A 24,695-nucleotide genomic window follows, 5' to 3' on the forward strand; every position below is an offset into this window, starting at 1 on the left:
TGACCCCGACCACTACCCCGAGACCCTAGCAACCCGGCACAGACCCCGCGCCCCCACCCCTCACGCCAGCAAACCCACCCGTCCACCGGCGCGAGCAAAAATCACTGTGCTACATAGGCCTTCACAGCCGGCAACCCATCTTTCCCGTCAAACGTCTTCACGCCCGCCAGCCACTTATCCAGCACAGCCGGATTCGCCTTCAGCCATTGCTTGGCAGCCACGTTCGGATCGGTCTTGTTCATGATCGGCGTCATCACGTGATTCTCGATGTCCGTCGAAAACTTGAGGTTATCCACCAGCTTCGCCACATTCGGGCAGCGCGCAGCATAATCCGGCGGCGTTACCGTCAGCACCTTGGCCTCGCCATAGTTCGGGCCGAATACATCGTCGCCGCCACTCAAATAATCAATCTTCATCGAAACATTCATCGGATGCGGTTCCCAACCCAGGAACACAATCCACTTCTTCTCGCGAATCGCACGGCCCACTTCCACCAGCATGCCCGCTTCGCTCGACTCGACCATCTTGAACTTGCCCAGCCCATACTGATTCGAATCGATCATCTTCTTGATCAACGCATTACCGTCGTTACCCGGCTCAATACCGTAGATCTTGCCGTCGAGCTTGTCGTAGTTCTTGGCAATATCGGCGAATGACTTCAGACCGCCGTTATACGCATAGTCCGGCACCGCCAGCGTGTATTTCGCACCCGTCAGGTTAGGCGCCGTCAATACCTTGACCTGCCCGGCCTTCTGGAACGGCTCGACAATAGGGTCCATCGTCGGCGACCAATAACCCAGGAATACATCAATCTGCTTATTCTTGATACCGGCAAACGTAATTGGCACAGACGCAATCGTCTTCGTCGGTTTATATCCGAGGCCCTGCAGCACGGTGGTCGCCAGACCCGTGGTTGCGGCAATATCGGTCCAGCCCACATCGGCGAAACGGACGTTCTGGCACGTGGCCGGATCAGCTGCAAACGCGCCGCCGGACATCGTGACATTCAGCAAGACAGCCAGCGCCCACGACGACGCGATTCCGTGAAGTTTCATGATTCTCCCTATTTTGGAACTGCCAGACACGACGATGCCGCGCCCCAATGAGCGCAACACGTCTGAAAATGGATCATCAAGCCGATTGCCTGCGCTCAATACTCGGCGCGTGGCCAAACTGCGCGCGGTACGCCTTGCTGAAATGACACGGCGAGTGAAAGCCGCAAACGGCCGTCACGCGCGAGATCGATGCATCGGTATTACGCAACAACTCACGCGCGCGCCGCAGCCGCAACGTGAGGTAGTAATGCGTCGGCGAAACGCTCAGGAACATCTTGAACATGCGTTGCAAATGACGCTGCGACAGTTTTACCAGCCGCGCCAGCTCTTCGAGCGACAATGGCTCTTCAATGTTCGCCTCCATCAGCCGCACCACTTCAATCAATTCGGCGCGCGAGAAACCCACGCGGGCATCGACAGGAATGTGCTGGTAATCCGTCGTGCCGCGAATGCGCTCCACGATGAACTGCTCGGAAACCTGCGCCGCATGCGCCTGACCCAGCCGCTGACCAACCAGGTTCAGCATGAGATCAAGCGGCGCGGTCCCGCCCGTGCAAGTCACGCGGTCACGGTCGATCACGAAGAGTTCATCGGCGAATCGCACGTCGGGGAAACGCTTGTGCAACGGCGACATGTCTTCCCAATGCACCGTGCATCGATACCCATCCAGCAAGTTTGCCGCGAGCAACGCATACGCGCCCGTGCACACGCCGCCAAGCGGCACGCCTTGCGCCGCGACGTGCTGCAACAGCGCGATCACCTTGTCATCCACGTAATCGCGCACATGCCATCCCGCGCACACGATCAGCACATCCGGCATGCCCGCCTCGGCCAGCGTTTTGGTCGGCTTGACGGTAATGCCGTTGCTCGCCCGCGCCGGTTCACCATCCGGCGTGATCACCGACCACGTGTAGTGCTCGGCACGGCCAACATAGTTCGCCATGCGTAACACTTCGATCGCGCTGGTGAACGCGATCATCGAAAAATTAGGCAGCGTCAGGAACCCGAAGTGCGCCAGCTTCGATAGCGGTGAATTCTCAGGAGGATGAATCCCGTCCGGCTCCATCGCGTCGCGTTTCATCGGGTTTTTATCCTTGGGCCGAAGCCTGATTTAATCGCTTACTGTGTTGCTCAAAGCCATATTGCTTAGCTCTGCTGCGCAGCCGGCGCGCGGCGCACTCGCATCACACTGCGAATCCCCGACAACAGCGGTGCCCGCGCCATACCCGGCGACCGGCCAAAGCTTTCCGTAATGCGGTCAAGAATGATCGCGAGCAGCACTACTGACAAACCGCTCTCGAATCCAAGTCCGATATCCAGCCGCTGAATACTCGCCAGCACGTCGTTGCCGAGACCGCCTGCACCGACCATCGAAGCGATAATCACCATGGACAGCGCCATCATGATGGTCTGGTTGACGCCGGTCATGATCGACGGCAGCGCGTTCGGGAACTGAACCTTGTAGAGCAGTTGCCACGGCGTGCAGCCAAATGCCTGCCCTGCCTCCACGATCTCGCGGTTCACATGCTTGATACCCAGCGACGTCAGGCGCACCGCAGGCGGCATCGCGAAGATCACCGTCGACAGGATCCCCGGCACGCGACCAAGACCGAACAGCATGGCCGCCGGAATCAGGTACACGAAAGCCGGCATGGTCTGCATCAGGTCGAGCACCGGACGCACCATCGTTTCAATGGTCTTGCTCTTCGCCGTCCAGATACCAAGCGGAATGCCGAGCAGCAAACTGATCAACGTGGCGGACAGCGTGAGGCCGAGGGTGATTACCATTTCATCCCAGAAGCCGGTGGCGTAGATCAGCAGCAACGACAGCAACGTGAACAGCGCAAAGCGCCAGCCGACACGCCATAACCCGATGCCGACGAAGATCGCCATCATCAGCCACATGGGGATGGCTTGCAGGCCGTGTTCGACCAGCGCCGCGAAGCTCTCGATGACTTTACCGATTGCGTCGAAGGTGTTTGCGTCGTGGTCGAGCAGGTATTTGACACCGTGATCGACCCACGTACCGAGCGGGATAATTTCAGACATGGGAACCTCGATGCCGAGTCAGAGCCTTGAGAACATTCGTCTTGTTGACCGAACCACAATACGATCCGTCCGCCTCGACCACCGGCAGCGGTGCACGGCTGGCGACCACCCGGCTGACGACAACGTCAAGCGGCGTGGTGCGCTGGATGCATTCGATAAGATTGATTTCCGGCGATGCCTGACCAATCGCATCGCGGCACACAAAACCGCGGATCTTGCGCTCGTGGTCCATCACGAACGCGTAGTCGGCACTGCCGTTGAGCGCTTGCGAGACGCTTGATGCATCGATCTGCGAGCCGTGCTTCATCAACGGCACCACGTCCGTCTGCATCAGGTCGCCGGCCGTCAGGTAACGGCTGGTATCGATGCCTTCGAAGAAGGCCCGCACGTAGTCGTCTGCCGGATTCGAGATGATTTCCTGCGGCGTACCGATCTGCACGACCTTGCCGCCTTCCATGATCGCGATGCGCGTCCCAATGCGCAGCGCCTCTTCCAGATCGTGCGACACGAACATGATCGTGCGCTGCTGTTCGCGTTGCAGGTCGAGCAGCACGTTCTGCATTTCCTTGCGCTTGAGCGGATCGAGCGCGGAGAACGCCTCGTCCATGATCATCAGCGATGGATTCACGGCCAGCGCCCGCGCGAGACCCACGCGCTGCTGCATCCCGCCCGACAACTGCGCCGGCAGCTTCTGCGCGAACGGCGCAAGACCGACTTGCTCCAGCACGGCCATCGCGCGTTTCTCGCGTTCCTTGCGCCCGATGCCCGCAACCTCAAGCCCGAACGCGGCATTCGACAACACCGTGCGCTGCGGCATCAGTGCAAACGACTGGAACACCATGCTCATGTCTTTCCGGCGCAGCGACGTGAGTTCGGAACGCGGCACGGACGCCACGTCGCGGCCATCGATCAGCACCTTGCCGGCGGTTGGTTCGACCAGCCGGTTGATGAGGCGGATCAGTGTCGATTTGCCCGAACCCGACAAACCCATCAACACGAAAATCTCGCCTTCCTTCACTTCGAAGGACACGTTATGGACGCCGACAATCTGTCCGGTACGGGAGAAAACTTCTTCCTTCGTTGCGCCGCCGGCAAGCATGTCGATCGCCTGCTTCGGGCTCGTGCCGAACACCTTGCACAGGTTTTCGACCACGACCTTGTGGGAATTCATCGAACGCTCTCCTGGTTGGCGGACGTGCGTCCGCGCTCTGCATACATAGTTGCCAGAAAAAAGTGCGGGTTGCCGACTATTTCCGACGCTCACATGTGGAAATACGACACTCCGATTTTCCATTTTTGGCAGATGGACAGTCGGAGGCTTATGGGGCAAGGGTTTGCGAGCAGTGCCGAGCCGATTTAGACACTTTTTTACGTGTCGCGCCAGAGCAAGTGGACGAGAATTTCGTTGAGTTTTTTGGACTTTTTCAGGCTTGCCGCCCGGGTGACGGGCGGGATTACCGACCGGCTCATCATATTCCAGGAATGCAGCGGGATAGACGATGTCGGGTTTTGACTGCTTTGCAGCGCGTGGAAACAGGACGCGCCGGCGCCAGGGCAATCAAGAATTGGCGACTGTTGCCGTTAACCCTTCATATTCCCTACGTCTCGTTTATTTCGCTCATCCGGTTTATCCATGCCTCTATTCAACATCCGACGGGCCAGTGTCGGCGCGAAATTTGCCATCCTCGCTTGTGCGCTCGCGGCTACGGTCGTAGCCGGGTTTACCATCGCGGTCACGCATCTGGCCGGTCAGCAGATCGATGCGCAAGCGCTCGAACGCATGGACGACGACAGTCGCGCGATCGGCACGATGATCCGTCTCTACGACAAAGCCGTCAGCGCCGAAGTCGAGCGCTACATGACGCTGTTTTCGAGCTTCCTGCCCACGGATTTCACGCTCGATGAAACGCAGAAAGTGGATATTGGCGGCGTGGCGACACCCACGTTCAAGGCCGGCGACACGCCGATGAACCTCGATTTTTCGATCCCCGATCAGTTCCTCGACCGCAGCGGCGCAATCGCGACCGTGTTCGCGCGCACCGGTGACGATTTTGTGCGCGTGACGACATCGCTGAAAAAGCAGGACGGCGCCCGCGCGATCGGTACGCTGCTCGACCGGAAGGGCCCGGCGTACGCGCTCATGCTCGCGGGAAAACGCTTTATCGGCATGGCGACGCTCTTTGGCAAGCAGTACATCACCGAGTACAAGCCGGTCACGGATTCATCGGGACGGGTTATTGGCGCGTTGTTTGTCGGCGTGGACGTCACGCCGGAAATTGCAACGTTGCAGCAAAACATTCGCGACCTGACGATCGGTCAGAACGGCTACTTCTTTGTCGTCGATGCATCGAACGGGCCGAATCGCGGCAAGCTCCTCGTGCATCCGGGCCTGGGTGGCGCAGCGGGTGCCACTTTGCCGCCTCTCGCCGATGAACGCATCGCACCGTTCAAGCAGATGCTCGACGCGAAAGAAGGCCGTCTTTCCTTCGATGCCCCCGGGATTACCGACGCCGCCGATCCCAAGGTGCACGGCGGCGAGAAGGAAATCGTGTTTCGCACGGTGCCGGAATGGCAATGGCTGATTGGCGGGATTGCGTATCGCGATGAATTGCTCGCCGACGTGCACGCCACGCGTAATCGCTTCCTGCTGATCGGGCTGCTCGTGATCGCCGCGTTCGTGGCCGTGCTGCTCTTCGCAGTGGCCAAGCTGGTGGGCCGGCCGCTCGCGGAACTGACTCATGCCTCCGAGCGCATCGCAGCGGGCGATCTGAGCGTGCGGCTCGCAACCACGCGGGAGGACGATATCGGCCGGTTGATGATTGCCATCGACGGCATTGCGACCGGGCTTGCGCGCATCGTGACGCAGGTTCGCAGCGCATCGGCGGATATGTCTGACGGCACGGGGCGGATTGCGGCGGGCAGCAGCGACATCTCGCTGCGCATCGCGACACAGGCCAGCAGTCTCGAAGAAACAGCGGCAAGCATGGAGCAGATCACGTCGACCGTGCAGCAAAACGCCGCCAACACGGCGCAGGCGGATCAACTCGTGGCATCGGCATCCGATGCAGCGCGCGCCGGCGGCGAAGCGGTCGGCCGCGTGGTCGCGACGATGGGTGAAATCGACGCGTCCGCGCGCAAGATTTCCGACATCACGTCGGTGATCGAAGGCATCGCGTTCCAGACCAACATCCTGGCGTTGAACGCGGCCGTGGAAGCCGCGCGCGCCGGCGAGCACGGCCGGGGCTTCGCCGTGGTGGCGTCGGAAGTGCGCGCGCTGGCTCAACGCAGCTCGGCGGCGGTCAAGGAAATCGAGGCGCTGATCGCCGAGTCGGTCGGCCGTGTCGCCGATGGTTACCGGATCGCGGAAGAAGCCCGCGGCACGATGAACGGGATCGTGGAACGCGTTGCGCGGGTGAACGCGATCATCGGCGAAATCAGCGTGGCGTCGCGCGAACAATCGAGCGGCATCGAGCAGGTGAATCTGGCCGTGTCGCAGATCGGCGAGGCGACTCAGCAGAATGCGGCGCTGGTCGGCGAAGCAGAACAATCGACTGCCGGCTTGCATGAGCAAGCCGAACAGTTGAGCCGCGCGGTGAGCGTGTTTAGGCTTTAATTGCGCGCTTTAACTGCAGGTTTTAACTGCGGCTGAAGCGCCTCCGCCAGCGCTATCCCGGGCGGAACATCTCGAACATTTCGCCGATATCCGCATAATCCCCGCGATACCCCGCACGCATGACGGGCTGCGCGGCGGCGGTATCGAAGAGACCGTCTTTCAGGAACTCGCGCCGGATGTGCACGCCAACCACTTGCCCCAGCGCGAGCCAGTTGTTCATCGGCGTGCCGTCCAGCGTTTTCAGCCGGATGATCTGCAGCAACTTGCATTCGAGCGCGGCCGGCGACTCCGCCACATGCGGCACGGCGACGTTCACGCCCGGCGCTTTCGTCAATCCCGCCAGCTCGAATTCATCGACTTCACGCGGTACGGTCGCGGACGTCAGGTTCATCTTTTCGGCAAGCGGCTTGCTCGACAGATTCCATACGAACTCACCCGTCGCTTCAATATTCGCGATGCTGTCCTTACGCCCCTCGCTCGAGAATCCGATGATGTGCGGAAACGAAGCGAACGCGCCGAAAAAACTATAGGGCGCGAGGTTCACGCGCCCGTCCGGATCACAGCTCGAAATCCAGCCGATCACTCGTGGCGCGACGATCGCCTTGAACGGATCATGTCGAAGCTTGTGGCCTTCGTCGGGATTGTAGAAATGAACCGCGTTGGTATCGCTCATGAGTGCTTTCCGGTCTTCTTTGCAACGTGGTGAATCAGGCGCTTGCGCCCTTGCTTGACGCGCGCATGGTGCGCGTCATCCCATTCATAAAACCCTTGCCCGCTGCGTACGCCCGTCCGTCCTTTCTGCACGTGCGCACGCATCAGTTGCAACACGTCTTCGTCCTTCGCCAGCTCCGGCATCAGGTGTGTGCCGATATCCAGCAACGTATCCAGCCCGCCGAGATCCGCACTTTCCAGCGGTCCGACCATGCCGTAGCGTCGACCGAGCGACGCCTTCATGACCGTGTCGACGACCTCCGCCGTCGCGGCGCCCGAACGCACAATGGCAAGCGCTTCGCGCAGCACCGCAAACTGCAGCCGGTTACCGACAAAACCTGGAATTGCCTTCGTCAGCACAACCGGTTCCATGCCGATCGCCATCATCAGTTCAGCCGTGCGGCGCGTGACTTCCGGATCGGTTTCAGTGCCCGGTACGACTTCGACCAGCGGAATGGTATGCGGCGGATTCCAGAAATGCGCGATGACAAATCGCCCCTTGTTTTGCAGCACTTGCGCGAGCAGGTCGGGCGGAAAGCCGCTCGTGTTGCTGGCGAAAATAGCGTCGTCGCGCAGCAGCGGTTCGAGCGCTCTATAAATGCGGTTCTTCAGTTCGAGCACTTCAGGAACGGCTTCCACGATAAAACCCGCCGTGGCCACCCGCTCCAGTAGATCGGTAGTTTCGATACGCGCGAGCACGTCCGGCTTGTGGTCCGCATGGAAGACGCCGGCGTCGATCAATTCGTCGAGGATCGCCTCTGCTTTTCCATGCACCGATGCAAGCCGTGCGCCGTCTATATCGTGAACAATGGTCGGATAGCCGTGTAGCACCGCCTGCGTCGCAATGCCGACGCCCATCAAGCCGCTGCCCACCACGCCGATAGTGATTTGCTTCAAATTTTCCCCGCAATGCTTAGATTCCACGCTTCGATTCAACGACGTTCGAGTCCGAGGGACTCGTTGAAGCCGTCCTATGCGGCTCTCAAGGCCGCGTCACTTAAGGATAGCGCAGCGCCTCCAATCGCGCGGGGCGGCAAATGGCCTATGACTTGAAGCGGTCCGGTCGGCAGGCTCTGACCGGACACGCGTAAAGGACGAAAAAAAGCCGGCTCCCTTTGCAGGAAGCCGGCGTTCACTACGCGGTTCTGTAATCGGCTCGATTAGCCGTGATGCTCGTGGTCGTCGCGGTGATACCCCGCCGGACCGTGATCATGCGGGTGGTGGCGCATCCATTCGTCGCGCTGCCAGTAACGGTGGCCGTCCCAATAACGGTCGCCGTGCCAGCCGAGGTTGATCACGACGGCCGTCTGAACCATATGCGGTTGCGCATACGCTTGCTCGGGCGCGGGCCCGTGGATCATTCCGTTATCGACTTGCGCAAACGCAGTTGTCGCGGTCAAAAGCGCACCGCCGGTCAGCAGCGCAGCCAGGATTGAGCGTGAGGTGTTCATGACTATTCTCCCTTTTCAGCTTGATTTCGTTGAGGACGCGCGGACAGTCGAAACGATGTGCCGTCGGGTGCCGCGTCGTTGAAATCACTTTAGCGGGACGTAAGGTTGCACGACGTGAGCGCTTGTAAGTGTTCGTATCAAAGGATTTAACGCGCCCGGATTGCCCGGGAATATTTCAAATCACTGATTTCATTCGCTTTTACGTTGGCATGACGAATCAGCCCGAGGCTATTTTGCCCAATGGCGTGTAAGCAATGAAAATATGAAACCGTGAATTGGCGGAGTCGAGCGCCGGGAGAGCAAAACGGGAGGTGGTCTGGGAAGCATGCGCCGAGCGGCGCTGGAGATGAATGTCGCGCGAAAGCGACGTGACTGCCGTGGAAACAAAGTTGGCGATCGGTAACACTATAAAGCTAGAAAAACTACATAACCGACAACAATGAAAGCAGGCGAACCGCACTACGAATAAACCTTGTCAAGCACAAACTGACAACACTTCAGTTTTCCCTGCAGTTCGCCCTGCCTTCCTTACAGCTCACAGACGGATACCCATGATGGTGCCGCGTGACTTGCGAACGCGCTCTGCTTCCTGTTGACGAGCTTGGTACGAGTAGTCTGAATCCATCGGAAGATGCGGGGATTCGAACAGCGATGCGAATTTTTGCAGCAATGCGAAGAGGTAGCTCATGTCAAACTCCTAGTAGGTGGTCAAGGGTTATCCCTTAGATGTCATTATAGGGTTTTCACTAGCTGATTCCTAGTGCAACGCAGCATTTCTTTGGTAGTTTTTCTACATAATTGTGTTTCTGCCACACTTGGGAGTCGCAGGCACGTCTGGAATCAGTAGGAATTACTTGAGTTTTGGGCCCATGCGATGGGCGGGAGCACGGGAGAGAAACGGAGCGCGCAAAAATATCCGAAATTTTTGGCCAGGTTCATATCGACTTTCACGCATTAACCATCCGATCACCGGCATCCACCACTTGATAAGCCAGGCCATGTTCCGCCTTCGCAACCTTCACCGGCAGTCTCGACACGCGGCAAGCCGCCGCACCAAAGCGTTCTCCCGAATGGTCGATTCCATTGCGCGCCGTCGGCCCGTCTGGATGGTTTCGTTCGCGTTGAGCCAAGCCGATCTGTCCGAAGGGCTGAGAGCCGCATTTGCGTCGACCGCCATGCTGCTCCTCGGCAACCTTTTGCACATGCCCGAGTTCTCGTGGGCTGCCATTGGCGCGTTCTGGACCTGTCTCGCCGATGCCGCCGGCTCGAACCGCATGCGATTCGCTTCCATGACCGGCTTCGCGGTGCTCTCGACCATTTGTGGCGGGCTGACCGCGTATGCGTCCGGCGTTGGAATCGTGGCAGCGGCCGTCGCCGTCCTGGTCTTTTCATTTCTCGGCGCGCTGGGGCGCGTGTGGGGTGCGGCTGCCGCCCAGGTGTCCATCCTTGCGGCGACCGCCTGTGTGGTGATGGTGGACAAACCCATCCACGGAACACGCGGCGAGTTGCGTTTCCTCGCGCTCTACTTCGCGGGTTGCCTCTTCGCGACGGCACTCAGCTTCACCGTGTGGCGGATTCACCCGTTCGGCGCAAGCCGCGCGGCCATGCGAGCCGCTCATGCGAGCCTCGCGGACATCGCAAGCGACGGCGCGCGGCTGCTCAAGCGCGAAAGCGCAGGCTTCGGGGAGTGGGCGTCCCACGCTTCACGTTTTCGCGGCAAGGCGCGCAGCGACATCGAATTGGCGCGCAAGGCGCTTGCACGCGTGCCGTCATCGAAGACAGACCGGCGGGACACGTACAACATGCTGTTGCTCGCACTCGCCGACAGCGAACGGATCTTCGCGTACCTCATTGCGGTCACCGATGCCTGCGAGCGCGGCCATCATCGCTTGCCGAATCTGCCGCGTGCGGTGCGTGTGCTCGACGCGTTCGCCGAGGTCCTCGCGCGGCTCGCACGGGCCATTGCCGACAAACCCTGGGAACCGCCCGTCGCCCTGCGCGACCGGTTGCAGGCGCTCGCCCGCCAGCTTGAAGTTGCGTTAGGCGAGAGCGTGCCGCTTAGTTTCGATATCGACTTCAGCGAACTCGAATCCCCGGCTCCGCGACGAAGAAGCGTGTGGTCAGCGGCGATCACGACCTTGAAACGCGGCGTGGAAACCTTGAAGGCGAATGCATCGACGCAATCGATAGGCGCGCGCCATGCCGCTCGCGTCGGAGTGGCCGCAACAGCGGCTTTTCTGACCGTCAGGCTGCTGCATCTGCCCTTCGGTTATTGGGCAACGATGGCCACGCTCCTGATCCTGCAGCCGTCTATTGCGACGAGCTGGCCGCGGAGCATCGAGCGTGCGGCGGGGAGCATTGTCGGCGGATTGCTGGCGGCCGCGATCGGACTCGTTGTTCATTCGCCCATCGCGATCTCGCTGGTCGTATTCCCGCTGGTCTGCGCGACGATGGCCTTGCGACCGGTCAGCTACAGCTTGTTCGTGCTGTTCATCACGCCGGCATTCGTGCTGGTTGCCGACTTCGCCGCGCCCGGCGGCGCCGAGCTTGCCTATGCCGTGACGCGATTGGAGAACAACGTGTTCGGCTGCGTGATTGCGTTGCTCGCCACATTTCTTCTATGGCCAAGCCGCGAACCCAGCCGGTTCGGTGACCGCTTGGCGAAGGCGGTATCGACGAACTTTGAATACCTTGCCGCGTCGCTGGGACGGGGCGAAGAGAGCGAGATCGAGTTGGAGCGGCTACGACGTGCAGCGGGATTGGCGAGTAACAATGCGGAAGAAGTGCTGGCGCGCCTGAGGCTGGAAAAACTCGACACAAGCAACGACGACCGGACTGGCTCAACCGCGCTCGCCTTGCTGCGGCGCGTCGCGGGCACGGCGACTCGCGCTCGCTTTGGCCGGGCGGGCGCCGCGCCGAACCGGGATCTTGCGGCATGGGTTGAGCGTGTCGGCAAGGGCATCGAAGCGCGGATAGGGACGAAGAACGACGCGGGAATCGATGCCTGGCAAGGCTATCCCAAACACGGTCTCTCGCTGCTTGAAGCCGATGCCGTCAATCAGGTCGTGTTGCTGCGCAAGTTGCTGACGGAACACGCCGATGGCCTGAAACGCGGGGAAGGTTGAAGGGGAGCTCGCACAGAGGTGAACTTCAACCGGCGACCGACATGGGAATCCGCGTCGGCGTCGTACACCGTATGGCCGCACTTGGGGCACTCCGGCCGACCCGCTTCGGTTGAATTTAAGCCAATGGGAAATGCGATGTCATCACCCTCGATTTCGCGGCATTGCCCATTATCAGCAGCCGATCCAATTATCTCAAAATAAATCACGATGTATTAATGAGATAATCAATTTCCCACATTTCGGCACTACGTACCCTGTCTCGACAAATCAAATAACTTCAAATAAAGTGAGCTCAAGTAGTTCGCATGAAATACGCCTTGATCGTCTCGACGACTGAGCGGTCATGCACGGAGCGAAGCACCGCAGTTCGCCCGAATGGCGTGTCCCGGTTTTGCCGTGCATTGCTGCCAGCCTTATATGGCAAGCGTCACAGATATTTTGGCAGTTACATGACTTTTACGGCATCGCTTGCGCACGCTACTTTGTCTCATAAGGATGAAGGCATCGCTCAATTGTACCAATGCCATTTAAATACGAGTAGCTGCGCCTCAATATTAACAACGATTAAAAGACTCAATTAAATAAAAACTAGAAGGAGACGTCAATGAGCAATATGAAGCCGGGTATCACGCAAGATCCATTTACTCCAGGTCAAGAGAAGACTGCGCGAACTAGCCAACGACCAAGCCGTAAGCGCTGGCTGATTGCGTTGTTATTATTTGTCACCGTGGTAATTAACTATCTGGACCGCAGCAATCTGTCGATTGTGGCGCCCGAACTGATGCGCGAACTCTCCATCACGCCCGTCCAGGCAGGTTGGATTTTCTCCGCGTTCGGCTGGACCTACGCCGCCATGCAGATCCCCGGCGGCTGGCTGGTGGACCGCGTGCGACCGCGCTTCCTCTATGCACTGGCGCTCGCCTTGTGGTCACTGGCAACCGTAGGCTTGGGATTTGTCGGCAGTTTCGCCGGATTATTTGGATTGCGACTTATCGTCGGCGCCCTGGAAGCCCCGGCTTACCCGACCAATAGCCGCGTCGTCACTACCTGGTTCCCCGAGCGCGAACGCGCCTCGGCAATCGGAATTTATACGTCTGGCCAATTTGTCGGCCTGGCTTTCCTCACGCCTGTGCTGGCCTGGCTACAGCATCGATACGGCTGGCACTGGGTCTTCGTCGGCACCGGCCTGGCTGGCATTATGTGGGCAGCAATCTGGTATGCGGCGTATCGGGAACCACGGCAGTTCAAAGGCGTCAATCAGGCGGAAATTGAACTGATAAGCGCAGGCGGCGGTCTGGTGGACCTCGGACGGAAAAAACCCATTCATGCGCCTGGATTCAGCAGGTCTGGGCTTCAAGTCGTATTGAGCAAGCGTAAGCTGTGGGGGATTTATCTCGGCCAGTATGCCGTCGGCTCCACCCTGTGGTTCTTCCTCACCTGGTTTCCGACGTACCTGGTTAAGTATCGCGGCATGGATTTCATCAAGTCAGGATTCCTGACCTCACTGCCATTTCTCGCCGCTTTTTGTGGCGTCATCAGCGCGGGTCTGTTTTCTGACTGGCTGATCCGCAAAGGTGCCAGCGTCGGCTTCGCCCGTAAATTCCCGATCATCTCCGGCCTGCTGATATCGACGAGCATCATCGGCGCCAACTTTACCGACTCGACCGATTGGGTCATTTTCTTCATGGCCGTCGCATTTTTTGGTAACGGCTTCGCATCCATCACCTGGTCATTGGTGACGTCGCTCGCCCCCGAAAACATGTTGGGCCTCACTGGCGGCGTATTCAATTTTGTCGGCAATCTGGCCGCTGTCTCGACACCCCTGGCCATCGGTTACCTGGCCAGCGGCAGCGATTTCGCACCAGCCATCACGTACGTGGCCTGCGTGGCGCTGCTGGGAGCGATGTCGTACGTCTTTCTAGTTGGGAAAGTGGAACGAATCAAAGCGTAACGAGATTCCGCTCACCGTTGGGGCAAGTAACCCCCGTGGGTCACGCAAAAATACCGACCTCAACTCGCCACGCGCTCCTGCGGCCGCGGGTTGCGCCAGTCCAACAGAGCATGGCGCCGATATTTGTCGAGGCGCCTCCCCGCATAGATTCGAGGCAATAGCGCTGAATCACCGCCAGCAGTACGGCTTATTGAAAGGGGCCGTCATTTCCCTCTGCACGCAGGACATAGAAAGTGAAGAATATCTTGACGATAGGCATGGCCATCGCTCTGATTCCGGGCACAGGCCAAGCGCAATCGAGCGTCCAGTTATATGGAACTTTGGATATCGGCGTGGACTATGCCACTCATTCCGGTGCCAGGAATAGTGGCGTAGTACGGGTTGATTCAGGCACGCTCTACGGCAATCGATGGGGTATACGGGGAGGTGAGGATCTGGGTGGAGGCCTCAAAGCTCTATTTACTGCCGAGAGTGGCTTTGCTCTGAACAACGGCGCCAGCACGCAGGGTGGCTTGCTTTTCGGCCGGCAGATCTTCGTTGGCTTACAAAACCAGTTTGGCATCCTAACCATTGGACGTCAATATACGCTTGATGCAGATCTTGCTCCGTACCATGCGAATGTAGCCTCGCGTGCCAACGACTACACAGGACTTTCCCATTGGGTGGACCGCCTGGCCGATCGCGTCAATAACGCCATCAAATACCAGACCCCGAAACTGAACGGATTTACCTTCGCCGGTCAATACGGTTTCGGTGGAATCGCGGGCAATGACGCAGCCATGCGCATACTCAACGGCGGCGGCAACTATAGCCAAGGTCCGCTCGGTTTGGGCGCGACTTATCTACGCATCAATGATACCAATGGCAACCGCCTGACCGGAGTCGCCGTCGTGGACGGACAATATGTTTTCGGCCCTGCGGCGGTGCATCTGGCCTATACAGATACACGAGGTACGGCAGCAAATACGCTTTGTTTTTCAACCTGCGCAGCGCGGCCGAATCAGGTCGTGCGCACGTTTGAGGTCGGGCTCGATTATCAGGCGACGCCCGCGGCCAGTTTTTACACTGGCGGTGCATACACCCGGCTCGACAATGACCTGACCGGCAACGCCTTTCAGTTCAACCTGTCTGGATTCTATGCGCTCTCGAAACGCACGGGTGTGTACGCGCTGGCGGGATACACCAGAACCACCGGTCTGAGCGGTTTTTCTCGGGTCATGGTGGGCGCCCCCGATTTAGGGGCGACCGCTTTTGCCTCCAATGCGCAAGGCACGCCCGATCGCGGAAACCAGCTGGGTTTGCGTATCGGCATGACTCAAAAATTCTAGTCTGGGCACAGCGCGCAGAAACGCCGGCTCGAGGACGCCGGTGCTATCGAACCGTTCCGGTCCTACACGTGGAAAATCTGAGCCACGAGCGTAGCGCCAAGAAACGTCCCGGCATTCGCCACGAACGACACCAGCACGATCCGCCACCCCAGCCGGCGAAATGCCGGAATGTCCTTAGCGATGGACAAGCCCGCGAACGTAAGCATAGGCGTGGTAATGCCGAGGAAATCGTTTTGCGCGCTATACGCCGATATCTGCGATGCCCACGGACACAGCGGCGACGTCATGAACATGGCGACAATCGACACCCAGCAGACCGCTGGAATCTTGCGCCCGGTCACAGTGTAGACGGCGTCACCGACAATCGTTGCCAGCACCATGATCAGCATGCCCGGAAGGCCCATGAACGGCGTCGTGCCGTGAGCGATCCAGTCACAGCCCAATGCGAACACGGCAGTGACGCCCCACGCCAGCAGCTTGCCGCGATAACCCAATTGAGGCGCGGCTGTTTCAACATCGCCGAGTTGCGGACGGGACTTTTCAATCGCCCCCGATGCATCCGATGCCTTGCTCGTCCGGCCGATCAACGGCTCGAGCAGGCGATATCCCCACACGGCCATCGGCAACGAAATAAACAGCGTGAAATACGTGCCGATCGTCGTCGTGATCAGATTGCTCGCCGCAGCAAATGTGAGGACCGTCTTCGCCATTTCCGGCGTTTGTTGCGCGGCGATTGCACCGGAAGCAGCGGCCATCATGCTGCCTGAGCCCACGCCTGAACCCATCGCGAGCGCGAGAGGATGAAAAATGTTCAGGCTCGCGACGAAGCCCGCCAGTATCGCGATAAACACTGCGCCAAAAACGGTGCCGGTCAAATACTCGGCCAGCACGCCACGTCCTTCGGGAGAGTCCATGCCGTACTTCTCGCCGATGATCGCAAGGCTCGGCTCACGGCCAACCGAGAACGTCGCGCCGATTGCCTCGCGCTTTATGCCGAGCAGCAACGCAAGCGGAAGTCCGAGCAGAATCGTGCCGACAAAATGCCCCAGTTCCTGAAACGCCAGTGCCCAGCCGGCAGCGGCAAGCTTGGGCAACGCGCCGCCGACCATCAGTCCAAGCTTGGCGACGAAGAGCAACAGCGCGGGCTGCAAGATGGCGGCGGCCAAGAACTGAGTCTTCACGTCGAGCCGCGCAGAGCTTTTCCACCGTTCACTTGCCAATCCGAGCGCGCCGCCCAGCAGCAACGCCCAGATCATCGGCAGCAGAACGACTTTCCCCGGCCCGACCTTGAACGTGAACGAGCCGATAAACTCGGCAATGAGCAAGATGATTGCCGCGTATAAAAACAGCTTTGCGCCCCTTAATCCATCACTACCCGATTGCTGCGCGGCCAACGTATTTTCCATTGCTCTCTCCCGATTGCCCTCTCGCGTTTGATTAGCGGCGAGACGACACCTTGCTTTATAAATAGCCGAACGTCGTGGCCGGCTCTCTGGCGGTTTCCACCCAGACACTCTTGGTCTGCGTGTATTCGTACAACGCTTCAACACCGCTGGAACGCCCATACCCGCTCAAGCCATAACCGCCGAACGGAGACGCCACGTTAATGGTCTTGTAGCCATTGACCCAGAATGTTCCCGCGTTGACCTGCCCTGCTACTCGATGAGCACGGCCCACGTCGTTCGTCCACACTGCACCGGCCAAACCGAACTTGGTGTCATTTGCGATGTTAAGGGCTTCTTCCTCGGTATCGAAGGGAATTGCAGCGACTACCGGACCGAAGATTTCAGTCCGCGCTACGTCCATCTCGTTCGTCACGTTCGACAACACAGTGGGCGAAACGAAGTAGCCCTCCGAGGCGCGCTCAACCGATCCAGCCGCAAGCGTGGCGCCCGCCTGAACACCGCTCGCGATCATCTTCATGATGTGGTCGTACTGCGTGCGATTGTTGATCGGCCCAACTTCGGTTGCGTCATCAAGCGGCGCGCCCACCTTGATCTTCTTGGCGCCCGTCGCAATCATGCCGACGAACTCGTCGTAGATCGAACGCTGCACGAGCAGGCGCGAACCCGCTACGCAACTCTGACCCGCGCCGGCAAAAATCGCGGCCTGGGCGGTCAGTGCGGCACGCTTGAGATCGGCATCGGCGAAGATGATGTTGGCGGACTTGCCACCGAGTTCCAGCACGCACGGCAGCACGCGTTTCGCGGCGGCTTCTGCAATGCGCACGCCGGTTGCAGGAGAGCCGACGAACACCACCTTCTTCACAACCTTATGCGCGATGGCCGCTTGCGCAACGGTCTGGCCAAGGCCGGCAAGCACGTTGATGAGACCCTTCGGCGCACCCGCTTTTTCGGCAAGCAATCCCACCACTAATGATGTGAACGGCGTCAGTTCCGATGGCTTCAGCAAGACGGCATTGCCCATCGAAATGGCGGGTGCGACCTGCCATCCACACGTGAAGACCGGAGCGTTCCAGGGCGTGATTTGCAGGACCGTTCCAGCCGGTTCGCGACGCGTGTAGTTCAGATGCGAGGTCGGCACGGGAATGACATCGCCGTAAAACTTGTCCGCCCAGCCGCCGTAGTACTCGAACATCTCGGCGACTTTCGCCACTTCACCGCGGCAGTCGCGAATCGGCTTGCCCGAACCAAGCGACTCGAGGCGCGCAATGCTCTCCGCGTCCTTGCGCAGTTCGCGCGCGATCTCGAACATCACGCGTCCGCGCGCGGCATGGGTCAATGCCCACCATTGTTTCTGGGCGCGTTGCGCTGCGTCGGCGGCGAGTTCAACCACCGCCGCGCCGCCATCCTTGTACGCGAGGCTCGGCTTGCCCGTCGCTGCGTCGTACAACTGAATAAGCTCGCCCGTGCCTTCGATCAACTCGCCGCCGACAAACGAACCAATCGTCCTGGCGTTAGGGAAGAAATGCGCGAAGGCAGCCAACAGATTTTCTGCCGCGTTGTTTTCCATATCTGGCTCCATGTACAAGATATTCTGCTAACCGCGTTACTTCTGTTCGATGAATTGAACGATACGATTGAAGTCTTCCGCATCGCCGATCGACTGAGCGCTTTCCGCCCACAAGCGCCCGGCTTCTTCAGCAATGGGTGCATCGATGTCCTGGCTGCGCAGCAAGTCCATCGCGAGGCGAACGTCCTTGCGCATCAGCTTCATCGTGAAACCGGAATCGAACTTGTCGGTGAAGATCCACGTGGGGTAATTCGTGAGCGTCGCGCTGTTGCGTCCGGAGCCGCCGTTGAGCGCTTCGACCAGTTTCTCGGGATCGACACCGGCCGCTTTCGCCGCGCGGACCGCTTCGCTCGTCGCAAGCAGATGCACGCCGGTCAGCAGGTTGTTGATGATCTTCGTGACGTGTCCCGCGCCGACGGGACCCACATGTACCCGCTTGGCGCTCATGACCGCGAGCATCGGCTCGACGGCCGCGACGTCATCGTCGGAACCGCCCAGCACCATGGTCATGGTCGCGGTCGCCGCGCCCTTCGGACCGCCGCTGACGGGGCCATCGACAAATCCCACCTTCACTTCAGCCAGCGCCGCCGCCACCTTGCGGGTGCTGTTGGGCTCGGCCGTGGTGGTATCGACCACGATGAGGCCGGGCTTGGCGCTTGCCGCTACGCCGGCAGGTCCCAGGATTACCTCTTCCACAATCGCCGATGTAGGCAGCGAAAGAATGAGGACGTCCGAATCGCGCGTGATGTCGGCAATGGAAGCGCGCTCGGACACGCCTTCTGCCGCGAGCTTGGCGGCGACGCCGGGCGCCGCGTCGAAACCAAGCACGGTGTAGCCGCCGCGCTTGAGCGAAAGGGCCATTCCGCGCCCCATGTTTCCGAGTCCGATGACCCCAACCGTCTTCATGAATCCACTCCGTAGCAAATACGCCGTCGACCGGTCAGAGCGGTTCTCCGGGTCAACGAGCGTGTTATGGAGATGTCATCTTCGGCGCGAGAGCCCCTATAATCAATCAGCGCCAATATTGAGAATGTTCTAATTATTAGAACGCTCGGAACACCTGGAAACCTTTGGGTACTGTGTAATGGCCGACAACCTGACTGAAAGCAGAATCGTCTATTTTTTCGAAGCCGTGCGTTGCGGGACCATCCGCGCAGCCGCCGACTGGCTCGACGTCGCGCCGTCCGCGGTTAGCCGCCAGATCGGCTTGCTCGAAACCGAACTCGACGTCGCGCTGATCGAGCGGCACGCGCGCGGTGTCAAGCCGACAGAAGCCGGCCTGTACCTGATCGAATATTTCCGTGAACAACTCGCGCATAAAGACGACCTGATATCGCGGCTGCAGGAACTGCGCGGGCTGCGAACCGGGAGCGTCAACGTAATTCTTGGGGAAGGTTTTGTGTCAGATATCCTGGCCGGACCCATTCAGCATTTCTGCAGGCAGTATCCCGGCATCAAGCTCAATCTGGACCTCGGCAGTACGAACGATGTCATTCGGCGAGTCTCCGAAGATGAAGGTGAAATCGGGCTGGTCTACAACCCGCCGAGCGATCCGAAGATCGTTTCTCGCGCGATCAAACGGCAACCGATGATGGCGATCGTCAAGCCAAACTTCGTTCGTGGGAGCAAGACGAAATCCATGAGCGTGGAAGAGTTGGCTACGTATCCGATTGCGGCGACCCACCCCACCTATGGGACTCGCCAGATGCTTCAGGCAGTGGAGTTCGCGGAGAAGATCCGGCTGGAACCGGTTGTCGCAACCAATTCGATCGGCCTGCTCAAGCAGTTCGCCATGTCGGGCCTCGGCGTGGTCGTGCTACCCGCGTTCGCCGTGACAACGGAAGTGGAGGCGGGCATGCTGCTCGCCATCGAGATCGATCATCCGATCCTGATGAAAGCCGAGGCGCATCTTGTTACGCGTGTAGGGCGAAAATTGTCGGTGGCGTCGAACAAGATGCTGCAGTTGATGTCGGCGCAGATGCAGGCGTTTCGATAGTTTGGGTAAGCGCGTGGCGGCTTCAGGTGCGCGAATTCCCATGTCAATGCGGTTTGCCTTGAGCTCGCTTCGCGGCGCGGCCAAGCGGCCCGGCGTCCGGATTTTTGCTGGCAGCCGCTGCGTTCGCATTGCCCCGGTTCGGAACCTCGACGATCGAGGAATCGGTATCGAAGAAAGAGGCTAGCGTGGTTTGCTGAGTCAGCATCAATTGCTCAATGCGCTGTTGCTGCGCCGTGTTTTCGCGCGTCAGGCGAAGCAGCGCGATGTTCTGCGCCACGCCCGTCGCGACAGTCACGATCAACACGCAAATCACGATCAGCAAGACGGTTTTGACCCGTCGCGACAGGGCCGCCGCCGCACCGCGCTGGTCGGCGATCACGGCATACAACGCATCGATAGTGTCAGCGTAGGCGGTTGCGCGGGCGGTATCGAGTTCCGACGACGCTTTGCGCGAAGGCGTTTGAGAATCATGTGGAACGCTCGTGCGCGTCCGGTGGTCATCGTCGATCAATGCCGCCGCCAGGGATTGCGGCTGGCTGCGACGGGAGGTTGCTGCAGCGCGTGCGGCGGCTTTCTGTGTGCTCGCCGCGGTCGATGCGTCCAATGCGTCTGGCGAGGTGACGGCATCTTTACGTTCCACGGTCTCAGCTTCTGAGATCGCCGCGGACGGTGACGGTTCAGTCATCGACACATTCCGGGCAGCGCCCCTTCCCCGCGCCGCCGACGCGCGCCTGCTTGCCACCTGCCCACTCTCTTTCTCTTCCACCGATGCCGCCGCGATCGTTGCGCCCTGCGCACCGTCGTCCCGCGCATCTGGCTGCACCGGCCCGGCAACCACCTCGTGAGGGGCGAGAACATCGTCGAACATCAAATCCAGCGATGCAGCGTCGGCTGTCTGGCCGTCCGTTTGCGCGGCCGCCCCATCCGCCGATACCACCCCGCTACGCCAAGCCCGGCCAGCCCCGGACGATCCGTCCTCGCCCGGCACGGCCGCCATGAACACCTCGGGCAACTCGAAGCCGGGCAACGTCGATTGACGAATATCGGTATTCATCGCCTGGAGCGTGGCGCGCTCGGCATCTTCGGCGAACAGATCGAGCGTGGGCGCGCCGTAGGGCGCCCGGCTGAGCAAGGCGAGACGCTGCGCCGAGCGCGCGGCGCGGGCGAGCTTGGCATCGGCATCCGATTCAGCCGGACGGCCAGCGGACGTAGATTGAGACGTGGAACTGGAATTGGAACCAGCGGTATCAGCAACTTGTAGAGCGGGATTGACGGCGGAATCTGGCATAAGTCGATGATTGACAGCGGGGCAAGACGCGACCCGGGCGGCTAAAAACACGCCCGATGAAGCGGTCCGGCTCGACGCTTCGCAACAGAAAAAAGCGGCTGCATGGGTTTTCGAGGCCGCATTGTCGCACGCTTGCACACCCGGGCCACGGCCTCGTCCGGTTTCAAGCGGAGCCTTCTTCCTTGAATTCCCGCACGGTTTCCAGCGCGCGCAGCCGTGTGCAGATTGCCTCGTATTCAGTCGACGATATCCGCGAAAGCTCGATTTGCACGACATCGAGTTCGGGGGAATCATCGCTTTGCTGCACGACGAATTGCTTCACGCGCACGCTGCCGACGCCCAGCGCCTCGTGCAACGCATGAAAATTCAACGTCCCCCGATCGACGAGCAAGGTCAACTGGCGCCGCTGCTTCACGGAAATAAAACGCCGTTCCAACGGCTTGATCCCGGCAAGGATGATGAGGATGATGACCGTTGCAGCGATCGACGCCGTGTACATGCCGCCGCCGACCGCAAGCCCGATCGCGGCGACGGACCAGAGGCTCGCCGCCGTCGTGAGGCCACGGACAATCTCGCCGCGCAGCAAGATTGAGCCTGCACCGAGAAAGCCGATTCCCGACACGACCTGCGCCGCGATCCGCGACGGATCGAGCACGACGTGCTCGCGGGTGAGGACATCGAAGAAACCGAATGCCGAGACCATCATGATCAGCGTCGAGCCGACACAGACAAGCATGTGCGTGCGCAGCCCGGCAGCCCATGACAGCCGTTCGCGCTCGAATCCGATCACGCTGCCGAGCGCCGCGGCCAGGACCAGCCGGGAAATGAGTTCTACATTGCTTAACATGAGTGGATTTGCTCCTTATAGGTGTTGTGTGATGGGATGATGGCGCGGAGTTCGCGCACAAGCCCCGGCCGCCGGCCTTTTCAGTGCAGACAAATCACCGTTGTGCCGAAGCGCGGGCGTTTTGATTTATCCTTGGTGCCCCGCATCGGGCGGCGCGCCTGCACATTTCACGCACGCCGCCGCGCGCAACTCACATCGATAAAACCGTATGCACGACCTAGATCAGACCGCCGCAACGCCCCCGACCGCCGCCTCCCTTCGTGCGCACTATACCCACGTTGTGCTGCCAATCTGGCGCGGCCCGGGCTTCAATACAGCGCTGCGGCTGGCATTCGAGGCGGTGGCCGAGAATGGCCGCACATCCTTGCCACCACAGCGATATCGCGCCATGGCCTGCGCGCGGCAGCTATTCGTGTTCTCGCAAGCCGGCGATATCGATCACGCGGATACGCTGTTCGCTTCGCTTCGGACCTATTTTCAGGACACGAAAAACGGCGGTTGGTTCTATAGCGTCGACGCAAACGGCGCGCCGCACGAGCGCCACAAGGACCTTTATACGCATGCGTTCGTGATTTTTGCGTGCGCGGAATATGCGAAACGAGCCGGTTCGGCCGCCGCGCAAGAAGCGCTGGCGGTGCTCGAAGAGACATCGGTGGTCATTGAACGGCAGATGGCAATCAGCGGGAGCGACTTGTTCAGTTCGGCGATGGCGGAAGATTTTTCTACCGTGCTCGGGCCGCCGCTGCAAAACCCGCTGATGCATCTGACCGAGGCGTGGCTCGCCGCGCGCGAAGCGACCCGGGACGCTATCTTCGATCGGCGGCTGAAAAAGCTGGCTGCCGCGTTCGCGCAGGCTTTCGTGCACGAGGAAACGGGCTGTATCGCTGAATTGACGATCGGCAGCGCCAATAACTGGCTGGAACCCGGACACCAGTTCGAGTGGCTGTTTCTCGCCGAAGCGAGCCGCCACCCGGCGTTCGATGCAGCCGGCCTGAATCAGGCGCTCGTGCGCGGATTCGATTTCGTGCAACAGCACGGAGTCGATCCGCTGACCGGCGGCGTCGCGGCGTCGCTGAACGAACAGGGCGGCGTGATCGATTCGACGCAGCGCATCTGGGCTCAGACCGAATACCTACGGGCGCTCGCAACGCATTCGGATGAGTCGGTGCGCGCCCAACTGCCGGCGCAGATCGCGCGGTTTTCCGGACGCTTTATTCGTCCGCAAGGGTGGATTGAAAGTCAGTCGGCGGAAGGTGTTGTCATGCGCCCGGAGTTGCCGTCGACAACGCCTTATCACTTGGCCACTGCGTACGCCGCGCTGCCCTGACGTTGATCTGACGCATGGCGTCTTAAGGCAATCGCTCTCGTCGCATCTAACGCCTCGCCTCGCCGCGAGGCGTTTTTTATTGCGGCTGGAGAAATCGGCGCGATGATGAACGCTTTGCGCCTTTTCGTTTCAAATCACGAAGAAAGTCCGCGCAAACCCGGTAATTTGTCCGCGATTTTGAGATCGTCCTTGCGGAGTGACCATACGCTACCTACAGTCTTGTGCAGGACCGCGACGAAGGCTCCTGCCCCGGTGCGGATTGTGGGACTCACGCTGACTGGACCGAAACCAAGTGTAGGAGTGTCCGAATGGCCGAAATTGTCGATATCGCACGGGGCGCATTGAATGCGCAGCCGTTTAGCGCCTTGCTGGGTACGAAGCTCATGCAAGTCGACTCCTCGAGTCTCACGCTGTGTCTGACTATCCGGGACGAACTCAGGCAACAACACGGTTTTGTGCACGGTGGCGTAGTGAGTTATCTCGTCGATAACGCGCTGACCTTCGCCGGCGCATTGCGCCTGGGACCGAAAGTGGTCACGGGAGAATACAAGATCAATTATTTGCGACCGGCGGTCTCCGGTACGTTGATGGCGCGTGCGCGCGTGGTCTATGCCGGCATGACGCAGGCAACTTGCCAATGCGATGTGTATGTCACCGATGGCGGCGCCGAAAGGCTCGTGGCAGTCGCGCAAGGAACGATTCATCGGATCAGCGAAATGGCTGCGGAACTGGAGCCGGTGTTTAACGAATGAGTGGGATGGATGTGTTTGCTTGCCGGACTTGGTTTGCCGGACTTTTCATGCGTTCGCCGATGCGATGGTTTTTTGGTTTTACGGCGGTAGTGCTGGGAGCCGGCTTTATGCGCTTAAAGGTTAACGCGGTGAGAACATTCGCATTTTTGGGACTACGCTGCCACGTTCTTTGATCCGTTGGCGGTTCGACTGACCGCGGCGAATCCAACTTTCCAGTTGGAGCGTTTGG

The 24,695-nt window shown here is 59.8% G+C and carries 20 protein-coding genes; 7 read left to right on the forward strand and 13 right to left on the reverse strand.

Annotated features, from left to right (window positions below; translation table 11 throughout):
• Window positions 1-101: 101 nt before the first annotated feature.
• The 4 genes from ACMX25_RS33750 to ACMX25_RS33765 all read right to left on the reverse strand — a co-directional run bounded on the left by ACMX25_RS33750 (window position 102) and on the right by ACMX25_RS33765 (window position 4,275).
• Window positions 102-998 carry a choline ABC transporter substrate-binding protein gene (locus ACMX25_RS33750; protein WP_414954260.1) on the reverse strand — a complete coding sequence of 299 codons (897 nt, stop codon included), beginning with the start codon at window positions 996-998 and terminating at the stop codon, window positions 102-104.
• Window positions 999-1,131: 133 nt separating this feature from the next.
• Complete coding sequence (locus ACMX25_RS33755) at window positions 1,132-2,136, reverse strand: GlxA family transcriptional regulator (protein WP_414954235.1); 1,005 nt, start codon at window positions 2,134-2,136, stop codon at window positions 1,132-1,134.
• Between the two features lie 65 nt (window positions 2,137-2,201).
• On the reverse strand, window positions 2,202-3,104 hold the full coding sequence (gene choW / locus ACMX25_RS33760) for a choline ABC transporter permease subunit (RefSeq protein ID WP_414954236.1): 903 nt from the start codon (window positions 3,102-3,104) through the stop codon (window positions 2,202-2,204).
• Window positions 3,097-4,275: a quaternary amine ABC transporter ATP-binding protein gene (locus tag ACMX25_RS33765; protein WP_414954237.1), complete on the reverse strand. Its 1,179-nt coding sequence runs from the start codon at window positions 4,273-4,275 to the stop codon at window positions 3,097-3,099. The genes choW and ACMX25_RS33765 overlap by 8 nt, the downstream gene beginning before the upstream one ends.
• 462 nt (window positions 4,276-4,737) lie before the next feature.
• Here ACMX25_RS33765 and ACMX25_RS33770 point away from each other — a divergent pair, with 462 nt between their 5' ends.
• On the forward strand, window positions 4,738-6,717 hold the full coding sequence (locus ACMX25_RS33770; RefSeq protein WP_414954238.1) for a methyl-accepting chemotaxis protein: 1,980 nt from the start codon (window positions 4,738-4,740) through the stop codon (window positions 6,715-6,717).
• A gap of 52 nt (window positions 6,718-6,769) precedes the next feature.
• Here the strand turns inward: ACMX25_RS33770 and ACMX25_RS33775 are convergent, their stop codons facing one another.
• The 4 genes from ACMX25_RS33775 to ACMX25_RS33790 form a co-directional block, all read right to left on the reverse strand.
• A complete protein-coding gene (locus ACMX25_RS33775) occupies window positions 6,770-7,390 on the reverse strand; it encodes a flavin reductase family protein (RefSeq protein WP_414954239.1) in 621 nt (206 codons plus the stop codon).
• A complete protein-coding gene (locus tag ACMX25_RS33780; protein ID WP_414954240.1) occupies window positions 7,387-8,325 on the reverse strand; it encodes a 3-hydroxyacyl-CoA dehydrogenase family protein in 939 nt (312 codons plus the stop codon). Before ACMX25_RS33780 ends, ACMX25_RS33775 begins: the two co-directional genes overlap by 4 nt.
• 263 nt (window positions 8,326-8,588) lie before the next feature.
• Window positions 8,589-8,879 carry a hypothetical protein gene (locus ACMX25_RS33785; RefSeq protein WP_414954241.1) on the reverse strand — a complete coding sequence of 97 codons (291 nt, stop codon included), beginning with the start codon at window positions 8,877-8,879 and terminating at the stop codon, window positions 8,589-8,591.
• Window positions 8,880-9,414: 535 nt separating this feature from the next.
• Window positions 9,415-9,567, reverse strand: a complete 153-nt coding sequence (locus ACMX25_RS33790; protein WP_174254643.1) for a hypothetical protein — start codon at window positions 9,565-9,567, stop codon at window positions 9,415-9,417.
• Window positions 9,568-9,949: 382 nt separating this feature from the next.
• On the opposite strand from ACMX25_RS33790, the gene ACMX25_RS33795 reads away from it, so the two are divergent.
• The 3 genes from ACMX25_RS33795 (at window position 9,950) to ACMX25_RS33805 (ending at window position 15,283) form a co-directional block, all read left to right on the forward strand.
• Window positions 9,950-12,004 carry an FUSC family protein gene (locus ACMX25_RS33795; RefSeq protein WP_414954242.1) on the forward strand — a complete coding sequence of 685 codons (2,055 nt, stop codon included), beginning with the start codon at window positions 9,950-9,952 and terminating at the stop codon, window positions 12,002-12,004.
• A gap of 613 nt (window positions 12,005-12,617) precedes the next feature.
• Window positions 12,618-13,955, forward strand: a complete 1,338-nt coding sequence (locus ACMX25_RS33800) for an MFS transporter (RefSeq protein WP_414954261.1) — start codon at window positions 12,618-12,620, stop codon at window positions 13,953-13,955.
• 233 nt (window positions 13,956-14,188) lie between these two features.
• A complete protein-coding gene (locus ACMX25_RS33805) occupies window positions 14,189-15,283 on the forward strand; it encodes a porin (RefSeq protein ID WP_414954243.1) in 1,095 nt (364 codons plus the stop codon).
• 62 nt (window positions 15,284-15,345) lie between these two features.
• On the opposite strand, the gene ACMX25_RS33810 is transcribed toward ACMX25_RS33805, so the two are convergent.
• Genes ACMX25_RS33810 through ACMX25_RS33820 form a run of 3 tightly spaced genes read right to left on the reverse strand, consistent with a single transcriptional unit; the run spans window position 15,346 to window position 19,180 of the window.
• Entirely contained in the window at window positions 15,346-16,689 is a 1,344-nt protein-coding gene (locus ACMX25_RS33810; protein ID WP_414954244.1) for a DUF3100 domain-containing protein, read from the reverse strand.
• A gap of 55 nt (window positions 16,690-16,744) precedes the next feature.
• Window positions 16,745-18,256: an aldehyde dehydrogenase family protein gene (locus ACMX25_RS33815; RefSeq protein WP_414954245.1), complete on the reverse strand. Its 1,512-nt coding sequence runs from the start codon at window positions 18,254-18,256 to the stop codon at window positions 16,745-16,747.
• 36 nt (window positions 18,257-18,292) lie between these two features.
• A complete protein-coding gene (locus ACMX25_RS33820) occupies window positions 18,293-19,180 on the reverse strand; it encodes an NAD(P)-dependent oxidoreductase (RefSeq protein WP_414954246.1) in 888 nt (295 codons plus the stop codon).
• A gap of 160 nt (window positions 19,181-19,340) precedes the next feature.
• Between ACMX25_RS33820 and ACMX25_RS33825 the strand changes: the two genes are divergently transcribed.
• A complete protein-coding gene (locus ACMX25_RS33825; protein WP_414954247.1) occupies window positions 19,341-20,252 on the forward strand; it encodes a LysR family transcriptional regulator in 912 nt (303 codons plus the stop codon).
• A 43-nt stretch (window positions 20,253-20,295) separates the two neighbouring features.
• Here the strand turns inward: ACMX25_RS33825 and ACMX25_RS33830 are convergent, their stop codons facing one another.
• Both ACMX25_RS33830 and ACMX25_RS33835 read right to left on the reverse strand, forming a co-directional pair.
• Complete coding sequence (locus ACMX25_RS33830; RefSeq protein ID WP_414954248.1) at window positions 20,296-21,540, reverse strand: hypothetical protein; 1,245 nt, start codon at window positions 21,538-21,540, stop codon at window positions 20,296-20,298.
• 163 nt (window positions 21,541-21,703) lie between these two features.
• Complete coding sequence (locus tag ACMX25_RS33835; RefSeq protein WP_414954249.1) at window positions 21,704-22,387, reverse strand: MgtC/SapB family protein; 684 nt, start codon at window positions 22,385-22,387, stop codon at window positions 21,704-21,706.
• Between the two features lie 208 nt (window positions 22,388-22,595).
• Here ACMX25_RS33835 and ACMX25_RS33840 point away from each other — a divergent pair, with 208 nt between their 5' ends.
• Both ACMX25_RS33840 and ACMX25_RS33845 read left to right on the forward strand, forming a co-directional pair.
• A complete protein-coding gene (locus ACMX25_RS33840; RefSeq protein WP_414954250.1) occupies window positions 22,596-23,714 on the forward strand; it encodes an AGE family epimerase/isomerase in 1,119 nt (372 codons plus the stop codon).
• A 308-nt stretch (window positions 23,715-24,022) separates the two neighbouring features.
• On the forward strand, window positions 24,023-24,466 hold the full coding sequence (locus ACMX25_RS33845; RefSeq protein ID WP_062085280.1) for a PaaI family thioesterase: 444 nt from the start codon (window positions 24,023-24,025) through the stop codon (window positions 24,464-24,466).
• Window positions 24,467-24,695 lie beyond the last annotated feature (229 nt).

Source organism: Caballeronia eucalypticola, assembly GCF_047608185.1.
Taxonomy (GTDB): Bacteria; Pseudomonadota; Gammaproteobacteria; order Burkholderiales; family Burkholderiaceae; genus Caballeronia.

What these genes read in the sequence shown, in the direction of transcription:
- ACMX25_RS33825 (WP_414954247.1), top strand. Translation starts at nt 19,341, where the DNA reads ATGGCCGACAACCTGACTGAAAGCAGAATCGTCTATTTTTTCGAAGCC.
- ACMX25_RS33790 (WP_174254643.1), bottom strand. Translation starts at nt 9,567, where the DNA reads ATGAGCTACCTCTTCGCATTGCTGCAAAAATTCGCATCGCTGTTCGAA.
- ACMX25_RS33755 (WP_414954235.1), bottom strand. Translation starts at nt 2,136, where the DNA reads ATGAAACGCGACGCGATGGAGCCGGACGGGATTCATCCTCCTGAGAAT.
- ACMX25_RS33835 (WP_414954249.1), bottom strand. Translation starts at nt 22,387, where the DNA reads ATGTTAAGCAATGTAGAACTCATTTCCCGGCTGGTCCTGGCCGCGGCG.
- ACMX25_RS33845 (WP_062085280.1), top strand. Translation starts at nt 24,023, where the DNA reads ATGGCCGAAATTGTCGATATCGCACGGGGCGCATTGAATGCGCAGCCG.
- ACMX25_RS33840 (WP_414954250.1), top strand. Translation starts at nt 22,596, where the DNA reads ATGCACGACCTAGATCAGACCGCCGCAACGCCCCCGACCGCCGCCTCC.
- ACMX25_RS33765 (WP_414954237.1), bottom strand. Translation starts at nt 4,275, where the DNA reads ATGAATTCCCACAAGGTCGTGGTCGAAAACCTGTGCAAGGTGTTCGGC.
- ACMX25_RS33770 (WP_414954238.1), top strand. Translation starts at nt 4,738, where the DNA reads ATGCCTCTATTCAACATCCGACGGGCCAGTGTCGGCGCGAAATTTGCC.
- ACMX25_RS33750 (WP_414954260.1), bottom strand. Translation starts at nt 998, where the DNA reads ATGTCCGGCGGCGCGTTTGCAGCTGATCCGGCCACGTGCCAGAACGTC.
- ACMX25_RS33830 (WP_414954248.1), bottom strand. Translation starts at nt 21,540, where the DNA reads ATGCCAGATTCCGCCGTCAATCCCGCTCTACAAGTTGCTGATACCGCT.
- choW (WP_414954236.1), bottom strand. Translation starts at nt 3,104, where the DNA reads ATGTCTGAAATTATCCCGCTCGGTACGTGGGTCGATCACGGTGTCAAA.
- ACMX25_RS33785 (WP_414954241.1), bottom strand. Translation starts at nt 8,879, where the DNA reads ATGAACACCTCACGCTCAATCCTGGCTGCGCTGCTGACCGGCGGTGCG.
- ACMX25_RS33775 (WP_414954239.1), bottom strand. Translation starts at nt 7,390, where the DNA reads ATGAGCGATACCAACGCGGTTCATTTCTACAATCCCGACGAAGGCCAC.
- ACMX25_RS33810 (WP_414954244.1), bottom strand. Translation starts at nt 16,689, where the DNA reads ATGGAAAATACGTTGGCCGCGCAGCAATCGGGTAGTGATGGATTAAGG.
- ACMX25_RS33800 (WP_414954261.1), top strand. Translation starts at nt 12,618, where the DNA reads ATGAAGCCGGGTATCACGCAAGATCCATTTACTCCAGGTCAAGAGAAG.
- ACMX25_RS33815 (WP_414954245.1), bottom strand. Translation starts at nt 18,256, where the DNA reads ATGGAAAACAACGCGGCAGAAAATCTGTTGGCTGCCTTCGCGCATTTC.
- ACMX25_RS33795 (WP_414954242.1), top strand. Translation starts at nt 9,950, where the DNA reads ATGGTCGATTCCATTGCGCGCCGTCGGCCCGTCTGGATGGTTTCGTTC.